The organism is Klebsiella sp. 141198 (assembly GCF_050600785.1).
GTDB lineage: Bacteria > Pseudomonadota > Gammaproteobacteria > Enterobacterales > Enterobacteriaceae > Klebsiella > Klebsiella aerogenes.
The window spans coordinates 268,855-284,846 of the sequence record NZ_JAQIRM010000007.1; the positions used below are offsets into that span (position 1 = coordinate 268,855).

The following is a 15,992-nucleotide window of genomic DNA, read 5'->3' on the forward strand; positions in this document are numbered from 1 at the left end:
GACGACAAAAGAGAATAAATGACGTTTAAGCCATGAAACAAGCAATTTTCCTGCAATAAGACGGGTTTTTACGGGCGTATTTATAGTGATAATCATAAGATATCTGGTTCGTGAGACGCTGAAAAGCCAGTTGGCGATCCTATTCATCCTGTTGCTGATTTTCTTCTGTCAGAAACTCGTCAGGATCCTCGGCGCCGCAGTAGATGGCGATATCCCGACCAACCTGGTGCTCTCGCTGTTAGGGCTGGGCGTACCGGAAATGGCGCAGCTCATTCTGCCCCTGAGTCTTTTCCTCGGGCTGTTGATGACGCTCGGCAAACTGTATACCGAAAGTGAAATTACGGTGATGCACGCCTGCGGCTTAAGTAAAGCCGTATTGATTAAGGCGGCGATGATCCTCGCCCTGTTTACCGGCGCCGTCGCGGCGGTCAACGTGATGTGGGCGGGGCCGTGGTCGTCGCGCCATCAGGACGAAGTACTGGCGGAAGCCAAAGCCAACCCTGGAATGGCGGCGCTGGCTCAGGGCCAGTTCCAGCAGGCCAGCGACGGCAGCGCGGTGCTGTTTATCGAAAACGTCAACGGCAACCGCTTTAGCGACGTGTTCCTGGCGCAACTGCGGCCTAAAGGCAACGCGCGTCCTTCCGTGGTGGTGGCGGACTCCGGCGAGCTGTCGCAGAAAAAAGACGGCTCCCAGGTGGTCACCATGACCCAGGGGACGCGTTTTGAAGGCACGGCGATGCTGCGCGATTTCCGTATTACCGACTTTAAAAACTACCAGGCGGTTATTGGCCATCAGGCGGTAGCGGCCGATCCCAGCGACACCGAACAGATGAATATGCGCACCCTGTGGCGTACCGACACCGATCGCGCCCGCGCCGAACTGCACTGGCGCTTCACGCTGGTGGCGGCGGTGTTCATGATGGCGCTGATGGTTGTCCCGCTCAGCGTGGTGAACCCGCGTCAGGGCCGCGTGCTGTCTATGCTGCCGGCGATGCTGCTGTATCTGGTGTTTTTCTTGCTGCAAACGTCGATAAAATCGAACGCGGGTAAAGGCAAAATGGACCCCGCCATCTGGATGTGGGGCGTGAACCTGCTCTACTTCGCGCTGGCGGTGCTGCTTAACCTGTGGGATACGGTGCCGATGCGTCGTTTCCGTGCCCGGTTTAATAAAGGAGCGGTGTGATGCAGGCGTTTGGCGTACTTGACCGCTATATCGGTAAAACCATTTTTAACACCATCATGATGACGCTGTTCATGCTGGTGTCGCTCTCCGGCATTATTAAGTTTGTCGACCAGCTGAAAAAAGCCGGGCAGGGCAGCTATGATGCGCTGGGAGCAGGACTCTATACCATTCTCAGCGTGCCAAAAGATGTGCAAATCTTCTTCCCAATGGCGGCCCTGCTTGGGGCTTTGCTGGGGCTGGGTATGCTGGCGCAGCGCAGCGAACTGGTGGTGATGCAGGCTTCCGGCTTTACCCGTATGCAGGTGGCGCTGGCGGTGATGAAAACGGCGATCCCGCTGGTGTTGTTGACCATGGCGATGGGTGAATGGGTGGCGCCGCAGGGCGAACAGATGGCGCGTAACTACCGTGCGCAGCAGATGTACGGCGGTTCGCTGCTGTCGACCCAGCAGGGGTTGTGGGCGAAAGACGGGCATAATTTTGTCTACATTGAACGCGTAAAGGGTAACGATGAGCTGGGCGGGGTGAGCATCTACCAGTTTAACGATAACCGTCGTCTGCAATCTGTCCGTTACGCCGCTTCCGCTAAGTTTGATAATGACGCCAAGATCTGGCGCCTGTCGCAGGTGGATGAATCTAATCTGACCGATCCGAAACAGGTTACCGGCACGCAAATGGTCAGCGGAACCTGGAAGACCAAACTGACGCCGGACAAACTCGGCGTGGTTGCGCTGGATCCGGACGCGCTATCAATCAGCGGCCTGCATAACTATGTGACCTATCTGAAGTCCAGCGGCCAGGATCCTGGCCGTTACCAGCTCAACATGTGGAGCAAAATCTTCCAGCCGCTGTCGGTGGCCGTGATGATGCTGATGGCGCTGTCGTTCATCTTTGGTCCCCTGCGGAGCGTGGCAATGGGCGTGAGAGTCGTTACCGGGATTAGCTTCGGCTTTATCTTTTACGTACTCGACCAGATATTTGGCCCGCTAACATTGGTTTACGGCATACCGCCGATAATCGGCGCGCTGCTGCCAAGCGCAAGCTTCTTCCTGATAAGCCTTTGGCTGATGATGAGAAAAGCGTAGTTCGATAAATGACCCGGCCAAGCGCAAGCAACGCCGGGTTTTTTGTGCCCGCGGTTTGAGTGGCGATCCGCAGTGTAATGCCCTGTATTGTTGTCGCCCGGATCGGACGCAGCGCGCCGCAATCCGGGGTTCGACACTGACGTTAACGGCGCCTTCCGCCTAGCAGGCTTCCCAGCATGCCGCGGACGATCTGGTTGGTGACCTGACGTACGGCGCTTTTGGCGGCGGTCTGCACAATACCATCTCGTTTACCACCGCGCGGGCCGGTAGTGCCGAACAGAATATCTTTCAGTCCCCCGAGCAGCCCGTCGTCATCGCCGGTTTGTTGGCCTTTTGCCGGCGGCGCCGACTGCTGCTCGGTGGCGACCTGCACCCCTTTTTGCAGCATTTCGAAGGCCGACTCGCGGTCAATCTCTTCTTCATACTTGCCGTACAGCGCCGAGTGGTTAATCAGGCCATTTCGCTCATCGTCGCTGACCGGCCCCATCCGCGAGTATGGGGCGATAACCATCGCTCTTTCTACTATCGATGGGCTGCCTTTTTCGTCGAGGAAGGAGATCAGTGCTTCGCCGGTACCGAGCTCCTGAATGGCCTGCTCGGTACTGAACGCCGGATTGGCGCGCATGGTTTGGGCGGCGGTCTTCACCGCTTTTTGATCCTTCGGGGTAAAGGCGCGCAGGGCATGCTGCACGCGGTTGCCCAACTGGCCGAGCACGGCATCCGGGATATCCGACGGATTCTGCGAAACAAAATAGACGCCGACCCCTTTAGAACGGATAAGGCGAATCACCTGCTCGATTTTATCCAGCAGTACCTGCGGCGCATCGTTAAACAGCAGGTGGGCTTCGTCGAAGAAGAACACCAGCTTCGGTTTTTCGAGGTCGCCGGCTTCCGGCAGGCGCTCGTAGAGTTCGGAGAGCATCCACAGCAGGCTGGCGGCGTAAAGCTTCGGCATCTGATAGAGCTTTTCGGCGCTAAGGATATTAATCACCCCTTTACCGCTGGCATCGATACGCATCCAGTCCTGAATATCCAGCATCGGTTCGCCGAAGAAGTGCTCTGCGCCCTGCTGCTCCAGGGTTAACAGCCCGCGCTGGATAGCGCCTACCGAAGCGCTGCTAATGTTGCCGTACTGATTCTGGAAGGCTTTGGCGTTATCACCGATAAACTGGGTGATGGCGCGGAGATCTTTAAAGTCCAGTAGCAGCAGACCGCGATCGTCAGCGATACGGAAAATAATGTTCAGCACGCCGCTTTGTACTTCATTCAGGTTGAGCAAGCGGGCGAGCAGCAGGGGGCCGAGGTCTGACACCGTAGCGCGCACCGGGTGGCCCTTTTCACCAAAGATATCCCAAACAACCACCGGGTTGGCGTGCGGCTCCCAGTCGGTAACGCCGATTTTTTCCAGACGCGCCTGAAGCTTCTCAGAGCTCTGCCCTGCCTCCGCAATACCGGTCAGGTCGCCTTTCACATCGGCCATAAAGACCGGCACGCCGATCTCGGAAAATGACTCCGCCAGTTTTTGCAAAGTTACGGTTTTACCGGTACCGGTGGCGCCGGTAATTAGGCCGTGACGGTTAGCCATTGCTGGCAGCAGATGGAGCTGTTTGTCCAGCGTGCGTGCGATTAGCAAGGGTGAGCTCATGATCGATTCCTCCATTTATCCTGCGTCGATTATAGGCAACCTGACAGCAAAAAGAGGGAGGAAATCGATAACTCTCAACGTTTAATCTTACGCGCAGTGGCGCTGAATCAGCGCAATGCTCTGTTCAATCTCGCGGCGAATATCCTCTTCGCGCCATGACGCCAGCTGCGGAGCGAAAGGCTCGAAGGCGTAATCGCCACGATATCCGCGGGCTTCAAGATGCCGCACTTGTTGACAGGTCAGCAGCCGGTCATGCGGCGTCAGCATGATGCGCTCGTCGTCGGTCAACTGTTCTCGCGGGCGGGAATCGTCAACGCCGGAGAGATGAACCAGACCTATCTCAGCAATGTCCAGCTGGCTGAATTCCTCTTCTGCTTGTGGATAAAGATGATGGTGGAAAGTATCAATTAACAGCTTAAACGGCACCTGAGCGTCGCGAATGAGCGCCTGAGCCTGCGCCGCCGAGCGTAGCGAACTTTGTGGGAAGCCCAGCGGCTCGACCAGGCCCTGAATGCCATATTGTTCGAACAGCGGCGCCAGCTCGCGCATAGCGGCAAGCGTTTCTTGCGGCGCTACCGTGGTGCCATCATTTAACGGGCACATCACCAGCGATTTGGCGCCAATAGCCTGCGCCTCTTTCAGCAGCGACTCCGTCAGGTGACGTACTTCAGCGCTGTGGCGGTTGAAAGGATAGACGGCGTTGATCGTCAGAATTTCAAGCTGGTATCGGTCGGCCAGCTCGCGCACCTGCTGGTGGGTAAGCTCATCGGTGACTTTACCGCTGGGTAAATCATTACGCAGCTCGACCTTATGCAGCCCGAGTTCGCTTACCAGACGGAAAAACGCCTCAATGCTGAGCGACGGCGCAATTTTACGATTGATACAGAAACGCTGCAGGGCAATGGCCATTTGACACTCCTGACAAGATATTGACTGGTTTAGTTCGCTTGCCAGATAGTTAAAATGTTTATTTCATCATTGGCAATGGATGAAATGATGGTTGTTTGAGCACGATCGCAAAAAAGTTGCTGCGCCATTTCATGGTTTACATCAAAGATAACCGCATAAAATCTCACCTTCGCTACTGCTGTGATTTGAAATTGTATGGAGAGTGGTTTGCTGAAAAATGCGACAACCATCACCAAAGTAGAATTTCATTTTATCTGATTATTGAAATATAAATTTCATTTTACTACGGTTATAGCACAGCACAATCAGCGACGGGCCGTAACTTGAACGGCCTTCTACACTATGAGGCGAGAAGATGACTATCACAGGTAACTTTATTGGTGGGAAAACGGTAACCAGCAGCAGCCGGGAAACGATGCCGGTGTACGATCCGGCTACTGGCGATGTGGTTCGCGAAGTCACGCTTTCCACCGCGCAGGAGGTTTCCGATGCAATCCAGGTCGCTCGCGACGCTTTTGACAGCTGGTCCCGCACCACGCCGCTGCGCCGCGCCCGCGTGCTGTTCAATTTCAAAATGCTGCTCGAACAGCACGTCGATGAACTGGCGGGCATTATCGTTAGCGAGCATGGCAAAGTATGGTCCGATGCGTTGGGCGAGCTGACCCGGGGCATGGAAGTGGTTGAGTTTGCCTGCGGCATTCCGCACCTCATTAAAGGTGAGTTTTCTTCCGACGTGGGTACCGGCGTCGACAGCTATTCGCTCATGCAGCCGCTGGGCGTGGTGGCGGGGATAACGCCGTTTAATTTCCCGGCGATGGTGCCGATGTGGATGTTCCCCATCGCGCTGGCCTGCGGCAACAGCTTCGTGCTAAAACCACCTGCGCTGGCCCCGACCGCGGCGGTACGCATGGCTGAGTTACTGAAAGAAGCCGGTCTGCCGGATGGCGTCTTTAACGTCATTCACTGCAGCAATGAAGATGCCGAGCAGCTTTATACCGACCCGCGTATTGCCGCCGTCAGCTTTGTCGGCTCCTCCGGCGTGGCGGAATATATCTATAAAACCGCCAGCGCTCACGGAAAACGCGTCCAGGCGTTTGGCGCGGCGAAAAACCATGCCATCGTGATGCCGGACGCCGATCTTGATGCGACCGTGAATGCCATTATGGGCGGCGCGTATGGTTCCGCTGGCGAGCGCTGCATGGCCCTGCCGGTAGTGGTGGCCGTCGGTGACGAGACTGCAGATAAGTTGATTGCCCGCCTGAAACCATTAGTCGAGTCGCTGAAAGTCGGTCCTGGCTGCCTGCGCGGCAAAGACGAAAACGAAATGGGGCCGGTGGTATCCGAAGCGCATCAGAAAAAAGTACTTGGCTATATTGATAAGGGCGTCAGCGAAGGGGCGTCGTTGGTGGTGGATGGTCGCAGGCTGCGCGTGGCCGGGCATGAGGACGGATATTACGTTGGCGGTACGCTGTTTGACCACGTCACTCCGGAAATGACCATTTGGCGCGAAGAGATTTTTGGTCCGGTGCTGGGGATTGTCCGCGTCGCTGATTACCAAAGCGCGCTGTCGCTGGTTAACAGCCACGAATTCGGTAACGGCAGCGCCGTCTTTACCAGCAACGGCCATACCGCCCGCGAGTTCGTCCATGACGTACAGGCCGGCATGGTTGGCGTCAACGTACCGGTGCCGGTGCCGATGGCCTTCCATAGCTTCGGCGGCTGGAAGCGCTCGGTATTTGGCGCGCTGAACGTCCACGGGCCGGACGGCGTCCGCTTCTATACCCGTATGAAAACTGCCACCGTGCGTTGGCCGCAGGGGCAGCAAACCGTATCTGAATTCAGTATGCCGACGTTAGGTTAATCGGCGAAGGAGAACGCTATGTCGTTATTGGCTAAAGCGCAAAAAGAGGGACATATCCAGCACATCACCCCGCAGAGCGCGGGGTGGCATTATATTGGCTTTGATGTCTGGATGTTAAAACAGGGGCAAACCGTGACCCTGGAGAGCGGTGATCGTGAGCTATGTCTGGTTCTGGTCTCTGGTCTGGCCTCGATCAAAACTCAGCACGCCGATTTTCCCGACCTTGGTAAACGCATGTCGCCATTCGAGCGTACGCCGCCGTGGTCGGTCTATGTGCCGCCGCACGATAAGGTCGAGGTCACTGCAGATTCCGATCTTGAGCTGGCGGTCTGCAGCGCGCCGGGCAAAGGCAGCTTCCCGGCGCGAGTGATACGGCCTGAGGATGTCGGCGTAGAGCATCGCGGTAAAGGGCGCAACCAGCGGCTGGTACATAATATTCTGCCGGATAATGCGCAGGCGGATTGCCTGCTGGTGGTGGAAGTCTACACCGAAGAAGGGGCGACCAGCTCCTGGCCATCGCACAAGCACGATACCGCGCTGCCGGGGCAGGAAACCCAGCTGGAAGAGACCTACTACCACCGCTTCGATCCGCCGCAAGGCTTTGCCTTTCAGCGAGTGTACACCGATGACCGCAGCCTGGATGCCTGTATGGCGCCCTATAACCATGATGTGGTGATGGTGCCGCGCGGCTACCATCCGGTAGCGGCGATCGCCGGTTACAACAGCTACTATCTGAACGTAATGGCGGGGCCGGATCGTAAGTGGCTATTTACCTGGGAAGACGATCACGCCTGGATCAACAGCGAGCGCTATTCATAGTGCGCGATAAACGAGAAAAGCCGGGGATGTCCCCGGCTTTTTTGTCTGTTGATTGCCGTTGTATACAGCGTAGTGCAACGGGTAATCAGGCGCGGTGCTGCTGCGGCTCTTTGCTGCTATTCAATGCCAGCGATACCGCTAGCGTCTGGGCCAGGCACAGCGAGGCCACCTGCGAGCGGAAACCATCAACCTGCGCTTCACGCACCACAAAGCACACATCACTGAAGGCGGCAAGCGGGCTTACCTGGCTATCGGTAATGGCGATTTGTCGCGCCTTGCGCTGGGCGCCAAGCTCAACCAGTTCCACCACTTCACGGGCGTAGGGCGAGAAGCTCACCGCCACAACCACATCCTTCGGCCCCACCAGACTGAGCTGCTCGGTGAACATCCCGCCGAGGCCGTCGATCAGGAAGGCTTTGCGATCCAGATGGCGCAGCGCGTAGGTCAGGTAAGAAGCGACACTAAATGAGCGACGCAGGCCGATGACATAGATATTTTCCGCATCCGCCAGTAAATCTACCGCCCGGTTGAGGTCTTCGCCGGAGGTCTGCATTGCCAGTTGCTGCAGCGCCTGGGTATTGACCATGCTGAACATGTTGAGGATTTCCGTCGGCGTTTCCGGCGGCGTCGTTTCGTCGTTAGTGGTCTGGCGGAACAGACGCGCGCGCTCGGTGTAGTTGGCGGTCTCTTCCATCAGATGCTGCCTGAACATCTGCTTCATTTCGTTAAAGCCGCTGAAGCCAAAGGCGTTAGCGAAGCGAATCAGCGTTGAGGGCGGAACGTCAGCCTGTTGCGCAATGGAGGCTACGGTATCGAAAGCAACGCTATTACTGTTATCCAGTATATAGCGCGCCACCTGCTTCAGACGTTTGCTGAGCGTGTCGTAGCGCCGTCTGATTTCATCCTGCAGGATGGTCAGTTGGGTCGGATTATTAGCCATAAGTTGCGCTCTGAGAAAATGGAAGGAATATGGCTTCCAGTGTACCAAATGAAGCGAATTTTTCATTTTTTGCGATGAAATACGCGATTCATTTCACGAAGAAACCGCAGGCCCGCCGCTTTCAAGGAAGAGGCGGGCCTGAAGGAGGTTAGCCGCGCGCTTCGCGCCAGTAGCCGATGAGCCGTAGATAGTTGCGTTTCACTTCATCGATTAGCGCTGCGTCATCCAGTTCGCCCTGCATCCAGCGGCGCGAAGGCTGGCCAAATATGGTTCGGCCGACGGCAAAACCCTTGATCATCGGGTGCCCGGCCGCTTCGGCGAAACCTGAACGCAATCGATCCGATGGCGCATCCAGCCCCAGGAGCAGGATGCCCCGGCACCATGGGTCTTCGCGCTCGATAAGCGCTGAAATCCGCTCCCACTGGGCGCTGGCCAGCGGCGGCAGCTTCCACCAGTCCGGCTGGATGCCCAACTGATAGAAATGCTCCAGCATAGTGTGGTAGTGGCGTTCATCTTTGTCCGGTCCGTTCTCCGGCAGGATCACTTCCAATAGCAGCTCGTGCCCCGACTTATTGCAGGCCTGCCAGACTTCCAGCAGCAGCGCGTCCTGCTCGGCGCGCAGCGCTGCCGGGTCATCCGGGTGGTAAAAGACCAGGCATTTGACGACGTGCTCAAGCGGCCAGTCGATCAGCTGTGAGCCAATATTGCCATGTTCAAGATGTAGCGGACGCGAGCTGGGGAGCTCAATCGGCCGACCGATCCACCAGCCTTTACCGGTAATGGCGTTAAGTGAACGTTGACCATAGGTTCCATCGGCGAGGATGCCGCTGCGCCGATCCAGTCCGGCCTCTGTGGCTGCCGCCTCGGCGGCGGCCAACAGTAGCAGTTTGAGTTCGGGAATACAGGCCGGGTCGCGCCCGGTTTCTAATGCCAGATCCGCCAGCTGTTTACGATGGTCAAAGGCGAAGATACACAGTTCCGGCCACGACTGGCGTCGGCTGGTCACCCGGTGCAAATGATTAAGCCGCGCGTCGATATCCGGGCGTGGAACGGCACCGGCCCGCGATAGATAATCATCAAGCTCCACTTTCGTCGGCATCGCCGGCGCGCAGCCGTGACGTGACACCACCAGCGCGCCGCAGGCGTTGGCGTAGCGGCAGGCCTGTTCCCAGCCTTCATCATTAAGCCAGCCGCGCAGCAGTCCGGACATAAAAGCGTCGCCGGCGCCGAGTACGTTGAGTACTTCGACGCGAACGCCTTGCTGCAGCGGCACTTCGTCCCAGCTATCCGGGATGGCGCCCTCCAGCACCACGCAGCCCATCGGCCCGCGCTTGCAGACCAGCGTCGCGTTGGTGGCATGGCGAACGTTTTTCAACGCGGTGAGGGTATCGGTGCTGCCGCCGGCGATATGAAACTCTTCTTCAGTGCCGACGACTAAATCGAACAGGTGCAGAACTTCCTGCAACTGACGGGTCACCGGACCCGACTCAATGAAACGCGTTTCCCCATCGCCCAGCGAAGTGAGCCCCCACAGCACCGGACGGTAATCGATATCCAGTGCGGTACGCAGGCCGTGGCGGCGGGCGTATTCCAGCGCCTTCAGTACCGCATCGCGGGTATTGGCGTGTGAAAGGTGGGTGCCGGTCACCGCCAGAGCGCGTGAAGAGGCGATGTACTCTTCATTGATATCGTCAGGCGTCAGCGCCATATCGGCGCAGTTGTCGCGGTAGAAAATCAGCGGGAAGGTATCCTGATCCTTAATGCCCAGCATCACCAATGCGGTCAGCCGTTCTTTATCCGTGATCAGATATTCGGTATCGACACCTGCGCGGCTGAGGGTTTCACGCAGAAACCGGCCGTTGTGCTCATCGCCTACCCGCGCCAGCATCGCCGATTTTAATCCCTGAATCGCGGTACCAAAGGCGACGTTGCCCGAGGAACCGCCGAGATACTTGGCGAAACTGGCCACATCTTCCAATCTTGCCCCTATCTGCTGGGCGTAGAGATCGACGGCCACCCGGCCAATACAGATGACGTCGAGCCGCTTAACTGCTGCATTCATCGCTAGGGTTTCCTTTTGCAAATCTGCTGCCAGGAGAAGGTCGCATGAGTGACAGTCTGCCGTGAACAGCCTGATGGTTATTAGTTATCTCTAGTTTGAGAAATAAATATTTCATTTTCAAATCTAATCGAAATTAAAAAACCAAAAGTGTGAAGGATCTACCACTCTGCGCGGATGAGCGGCTGCCCACCCATACATGTTGTATGCATCCCGCTTATCCATGTTTCCCTTTTTTTAATATTAATATTATCCATAATTTTCATGTAGATAATCTTATATTCACCCTTTCGTTTGGAAACCTGCTCGCGAAGGAGATGTAAGTGAAACGTGTGAAATGGGTAGAGAGTTTGATCCTTCTCGCAAAATGAAACATTTCTTCTGTATTTGTGTTTAATGAAAAAAATGTTTGCCTATAATCCAAAAATATTCCAGTGGACGTTAACGGCTTTCCCTCACCAACGCCATCTTCTCTGGCGAGCAAAGCGCTAACTCACACGACAAATACTGAACGATAAGGATTAGGCAACATGGGCAAACTGAGACTGACAATGGCGCAGGCGCTGGTGAAGTTCCTTGATAACCAGTATCTGGAGGTGGACGGCGAAGCGCAGAAATTCGTGAAAGGGATTTTCGCTATTTTTGGTCACGGCAACGTGTTGGGCTTAGGCCAGGCGCTGGAAGAGAACAGCGGCGAACTGCGGGTTTACCAGGGGCGTAATGAACAAGGCATGGCCCATGCGGCCACCGGCTTTGCCCGTCAATCACTGCGCCGGCAGATCATTGCCTGCACTTCTTCTATCGGTCCCGGGGCGGCCAACATGATCACCGCCGCGGCGACGGCGACAGCCAACCGTATCCCGTTGTTATTACTGCCGGGCGATGTATTCGCCACCCGCCAGCCGGACCCGGTGCTGCAGCAAATCGAACAGAGCCACGATCTGAGTATCACGACTAACGACGCATTTCGCGCGGTGAGTAAGTACTGGGATCGAATTACACGCCCGGAACAGCTCATGAGCGCCTGCATTAATGCCATGCGCGTGCTGACGGATCCGGCGGAAACCGGCGCCGTCACCTTGTGTCTGCCGCAGGACGTGCAGGGTGAAGCCTGGGATTATCCCGAGTCCTTTTTTGCCCGCCGCGTCCACCGTCTGGATCGCCGTCCGCCAAGCGCGGCGCAGTTGGCGGATGCGGTAGCGGCAATTAAAGCCAGCCGTAAACCGCTCATCGTCTGCGGCGGCGGCGTGAAATATTCCGCGGCAGGCGAAGCGCTGGTGAGCTTCGCCGAACGTTACGACATCCCGTTTGCGGAAACGCAGGCCGGAAAGGGCACGGTGGTTTCATCGCATCCGCTGAACGTCGGCGGCGTTGGCGAAACGGGCTGTCTGGCTGCCAACCTGTTGGCGAAAGAAGCCGATCTGGTCATCGGTATCGGCACGCGTTTTAGCGATTTCACCACCTCCTCGAAATGGATATTCCAATCCCCTGGCGTGCGCTTCCTTAACGTTAACGTCAGTAATTTTGATGCCTGGAAGCTGGACGGCATCCCAATGCTGGCGGACGCCCGCGAGGCGCTCAGCGCGCTCAGCGCTGCGCTGTCGAACGAGCCCTGGCAGGCAGAATGGGGCGCGCAGATTGCAAGCGTCCAGAGCCGGCAGATGAAAGAGACCCAGCGCGTCTATCAGGCGGTCTGGCAGGAAAAGGATTTCGTACCAGAAATTGACGACCATATTGACCGTGAATCGGTTTATCGCGAATTCCGTCAAATCACGGATTCCACCCTGACGCAAAGCAGCGTTCTTGGCCTGCTGAACGAGTCGCTGGCGGCGGATGCGGTCATTGTGGCGGCGGCGGGCAGCCTGCCGGGGGATTTACAACGCGTCTGGCGCAACCGCGCGCCGAATACCTATCACGTCGAGTACGGCTACTCGTGCATGGGCTATGAGGTCAACGCCGCCCTAGGCGTTAAGCTGGCGCAGCCGCAGAGCGAAGTCTATTCGCTGGTCGGCGATGGCTCCTTCATGATGCTGCACTCTGAGCTGGTCACCTCCCTGCAGGAGCGGGCGAAGATCAACGTCATTCTGCTCGACAACATGGCGAACGGCTGCATCAACAACCTACAACTGGAACACGGTATGGATAGCTTCGGCACCGAGTTTCGCTACCGCTCGGCGGAAAACGGCCAGCTGCAGGGCGGGCTGGTACCGGTGGATTTCGCCACGATTGCTTCCGGCTACGGCTGCAAGACCTGGCGGGTCACCACCCTCGATGAGCTTCGCCACGCGCTGGATGCCGCTCGCCGTGAAACCGTCAGCACGCTTATCGACATTAAAGTACTGCCGAAAACCATGGTCCACAAATACGGTAGCTGGTGGAACGTTGGCGTGGCGCAGACGGCGCTGTCGGAACGTATCCGTAAAGTCGCTGAAATGATTAATGAAAAACGCGCCCAGGCGCGGGATTACTAACAAAGAACACGAACCCTGAACCCTACAGAACTACGGAGAGAACCATCATGTCACTCAAATTAGGTGTCATCGGCGCAGGCGCCATCGGTAAAGAACATATCCGTCGCTGCACCCAGGTCCTACAGGGGGCGACCGTGGTCGCCGTTTCCGATATCAACGCCGATAACGCCCGTGCGGCAGTAGCGCTGCCGGGCGTGCAGGCGGAAGTCTACGCCGACGGTCATGATGTGATTAAAGCCAGCGACGTTGACGCCGTGCTGGTGACCTCCTGGGATCCAACCCATGAAGAGTACACCCTGGCGGCTATTGAGGCCGGTAAGCCCGTCTTTTGCGAAAAGCCGTTGGCGATGAGCGCGGAAGGCTGCCGCCGCATCGTTGATGCTGAAATGAAAGCCGGGCGTCGCCTGGTGCAGGTCGGCTTTATGCGCCCGTACGATGAAGGCTATCTGGCGCTGAAGAAAGTCATTGATGACGGCGATATCGGCGCGCCGCTGATGCTGCGCTGCGCCCACCGCAACCAGTCGGTCGGCGAGAACTACACCACCGATATGGCGATCACCAACACCCTGATCCACGAGCTGGACGTGCTGCGCTGGCTGCTAAATGACGACTACCGCTCCGTACAGGTACGCTTCCCGCGCTCGACCTCCCATACCCATGCGCGGCTGAAAGACCCTCAGATAGTCTCGTTTGAAACGAAAAAGGGCACCCTGATCGACGTCGAAGTCTTCGTAAATTGCCAGTACGGCTACGACATCCAGTGCGAAGTCGTTGGCGAAACGGGCATTGCGCGCCTGCCGGAACCGTCGGCGGTGGAGATGCGTAAAGCCGCCAGCCTGTCTACCGCCATCCTCACCGACTGGAAAGACCGTTTCATCAAAGCCTACGACGTCGAACTGCAGGCATTTATCAATGATGTGAAAGCCGGCAAGCTGCAGGGCCCCTCAGCCTGGGACGGCTATGCGGCATCGGTTGCCGCCGACGCCTGTCTGAAAGCGCAGGAGTGTAACGAACCGGTAGCCGTGACGCTGCCTGAATGCCCGGCATTCTACCAACGCTAAATCCTCCTTCACCGACGTAACGTTTCAAACAGGTAACGACGATGAAAATTGCTTTTGATGTCGATGTGATTCGCGATCTCGGGATCACCAGAATGGTCCAGCAGGTGGCCGAGTGGGGCTACAAATACATTGAGCAATCGCCGCACCCGCAGATTAATCCGTTCTACAAACATCCGCGCGCCAGCCGAGAGATCATGGCCGAGTACAAGCAGGCGCTGCGCGACAACGGCGTTGAGCTCTCCTCGTTCATCTGCGTATATCGCTGGTCCGGCCCGGATGAACTGCGTCGTCAGGCGGCGGTGAAGAACTGGAAGCGGTTAATCGAAGTGGCGGTGGAGATGGGCGTGCAGGTTATCAATACCGAATTTTCCGGCGATCCTAACCAGCCGGAAATTTGCGAAGAAATGTTTTACCGCTCGATGGAAGAATTACTGCCGATATTCGAACGTGAAGGTATCCGCGTCGAAATCCAGGCCCACCCGTGGGACTTCTGCGAAGAAAACAACGAGACGGTGGATATCGTGAAGTCCTTTCGCAGCGACAACGTGAAGTATGTCTACAGCGTGCCGCACACCTTCTTCTACGACAAAGGCAAAGGTGAAGTTGAGAAGATGCTGCGCTATGCCGGTCAGGACCTGTCGCACGTGCTGATTGCCGATACCCGCAACCACACCAAACACTGCCGCTATATCGTTAATCCGCCGGGCGTTGACGCCGCCGTACACCAGCACGTCGGCGTCGGTGAGGGGGATGTCGATTTCGATGCCCTGTTCCGCACCCTGCGCGATATGCGCTTCGCTGAACAGACCTTCAAAGTTGGCGGTGAACCGATCGTCTGCACCTCGCTGTTTGGTTACCCGGAAAAGATGAAATACCAGGCCGTGGAAACGCGTGAACTTATAGAACGTGAACTGCTGCGCCGGTAAGGCGCGGCGGCAGGAGCATCAAAATGAACAAAGACAATGTCAAACTGGCTATCGCCCCTATCGGTTGGACTAACGACGATATGCCTGAGCTGGGAAGCGAAAACACCTTCCAGCAAACGGTCAGCGAAATGGCGCTGGCCGGGTTTACCGGCAGCGAAGTCGGCAGCAAATATCCGCGCGATCTGGCGGTGCTGAAGCCGATGCTGGATATTCGCGGCATGCAAATTTGCAACGCCTGGTTCAGCACCTTCTTCGCGAATGGCCAAAAAGAAAAAACCATCGATGAATTCGTTAATCACATGAATTTTCTCCATGCGATGGGCGCGAAGGTGATTGGCTGCTCTGAGCAAAGTGGCAGTATCCAGGGGCTCGATAAACCGATTCTCGGCGATGTAAAACCTTGCTTTAGCGACGAAGAGTGGCAGCGGGTAGCCGAAGGTTATAACGCGCTTGGCAAGCTGGCGGCAGAAAAGGGGATGCAGGTTTGCCTGCATCACCATATGGGCACCGGCATTCAGACTACCGCGGAGATCGACAAGTTTATGTCGCTGGTGGATGAACGCGTCTTCCTGCTCTACGACACCGGTCACGCCTGGTATTCGGAAGGCGGCGAGGCGCCGATGCTGGCAATCCTGAAAAAATATCTGCCGCGCATTAACCACGTGCATCTGAAAGACGTCCGCCCCGCGGTGATCGAGCAGGTGCGCCGCGAAGGGCTCTCATTCCTCGACGGCGTCAAGAAAGGCACCTTTACCGTACCGGGAGATGGCGAAATAGATTTCCGTCCGGTCTTCCAGTTGCTGGATGACTACGGCTACAAGGGCTGGATGGTGGTGGAAGCCGAACAAGACCCCGCGCTGGCGAACCCCTTCGAATACGCCGTAAAGGCGCGTAAATACATCCGCGAAACGGCAGGAATCTGATCGTTGATGCATTTCGGGCCACACAGCTGCGTGGCCCGCTTTTTCTAAACCTCAAGAGAACCACACGAGAACGACACGTCCGTGAGGCAGGAGGCCTCTGTATTCAGACAAGA

13 protein-coding genes are annotated in these 15,992 nt (G+C 56.8%); 8 read left to right on the top strand and 5 right to left on the bottom strand.

The window, feature by feature from the left end; translation table 11 throughout:
• The first annotated feature begins 85 nt into the window (after positions 1-85).
• Complete coding sequence (gene lptF / locus PGR10_RS22610) at positions 86-1,183, top strand: LPS export ABC transporter permease LptF (RefSeq protein WP_113374820.1); 1,098 nt, start codon at positions 86-88, stop codon at positions 1,181-1,183.
• Positions 1,183-2,265 (top strand): LPS export ABC transporter permease LptG, encoded by a 1,083-nt coding sequence (gene lptG / locus PGR10_RS22615; RefSeq protein WP_087858348.1) that lies wholly within the window; start codon positions 1,183-1,185, stop codon positions 2,263-2,265. Before lptF ends, lptG begins: the two co-directional genes overlap by 1 nt.
• 142 nt (positions 2,266-2,407) lie before the next feature.
• Here lptG and PGR10_RS22620 read toward each other — a convergent pair whose 3' ends face one another.
• The 3 genes from PGR10_RS22620 to PGR10_RS22630 form a co-directional block, all read right to left on the bottom strand.
• Positions 2,408-3,910, bottom strand: coding sequence for a helicase HerA-like C-terminal domain-containing protein (locus tag PGR10_RS22620; protein ID WP_113374819.1), 1,503 nt, complete (start codon positions 3,908-3,910; stop codon positions 2,408-2,410).
• An 87-nt stretch (positions 3,911-3,997) separates the two neighbouring features.
• Complete coding sequence (locus PGR10_RS22625; protein ID WP_113374818.1) at positions 3,998-4,819, bottom strand: TIM barrel protein; 822 nt, start codon at positions 4,817-4,819, stop codon at positions 3,998-4,000.
• Between the two features lie 29 nt (positions 4,820-4,848).
• A complete protein-coding gene (locus PGR10_RS22630) occupies positions 4,849-5,052 on the bottom strand; it encodes a hypothetical protein (protein ID WP_213794696.1) in 204 nt (67 codons plus the stop codon).
• Between the two features lie 122 nt (positions 5,053-5,174).
• On the opposite strand from PGR10_RS22630, the gene PGR10_RS22635 reads away from it, so the two are divergent.
• Together PGR10_RS22635 and iolB are read left to right on the top strand one after the other, a co-directional pair.
• A complete protein-coding gene (locus PGR10_RS22635) occupies positions 5,175-6,680 on the top strand; it encodes a CoA-acylating methylmalonate-semialdehyde dehydrogenase (protein WP_113374816.1) in 1,506 nt (501 codons plus the stop codon).
• An 18-nt stretch (positions 6,681-6,698) separates the two neighbouring features.
• A complete protein-coding gene (iolB, locus tag PGR10_RS22640; protein WP_113374815.1) occupies positions 6,699-7,499 on the top strand; it encodes a 5-deoxy-glucuronate isomerase in 801 nt (266 codons plus the stop codon).
• Positions 7,500-7,584: 85 nt separating this feature from the next.
• Here the strand turns inward: iolB and PGR10_RS22645 are convergent, their stop codons facing one another.
• Together PGR10_RS22645 and PGR10_RS22650 are read right to left on the bottom strand one after the other, a co-directional pair.
• Positions 7,585-8,439, bottom strand: coding sequence for a MurR/RpiR family transcriptional regulator (locus tag PGR10_RS22645; RefSeq protein WP_015368536.1), 855 nt, complete (start codon positions 8,437-8,439; stop codon positions 7,585-7,587).
• A gap of 148 nt (positions 8,440-8,587) precedes the next feature.
• Positions 8,588-10,501, bottom strand: coding sequence for a bifunctional 5-dehydro-2-deoxygluconokinase/5-dehydro-2-deoxyphosphogluconate aldolase (locus tag PGR10_RS22650; protein WP_430924135.1), 1,914 nt, complete (start codon positions 10,499-10,501; stop codon positions 8,588-8,590).
• 527 nt (positions 10,502-11,028) lie between these two features.
• Between PGR10_RS22650 and iolD the strand changes: the two genes are divergently transcribed.
• Genes iolD through iolE form a run of 4 tightly spaced genes read left to right on the top strand, consistent with a single transcriptional unit; the run spans position 11,029 to position 15,879 of the window.
• Positions 11,029-12,969, top strand: coding sequence for a 3D-(3,5/4)-trihydroxycyclohexane-1,2-dione acylhydrolase (decyclizing) (gene iolD, locus PGR10_RS22655; RefSeq protein WP_430924136.1), 1,941 nt, complete (start codon positions 11,029-11,031; stop codon positions 12,967-12,969).
• Positions 12,970-13,016: 47 nt separating this feature from the next.
• A complete protein-coding gene (locus tag PGR10_RS22660; RefSeq protein ID WP_335207057.1) occupies positions 13,017-14,030 on the top strand; it encodes a Gfo/Idh/MocA family protein in 1,014 nt (337 codons plus the stop codon).
• Between the two features lie 41 nt (positions 14,031-14,071).
• A complete protein-coding gene (locus PGR10_RS22665) occupies positions 14,072-14,956 on the top strand; it encodes a sugar phosphate isomerase/epimerase family protein (protein ID WP_015368532.1) in 885 nt (294 codons plus the stop codon).
• A gap of 23 nt (positions 14,957-14,979) precedes the next feature.
• Entirely contained in the window at positions 14,980-15,879 is a 900-nt protein-coding gene (iolE, locus tag PGR10_RS22670) for a myo-inosose-2 dehydratase (protein WP_430924137.1), read from the top strand.
• Positions 15,880-15,992 lie beyond the last annotated feature (113 nt).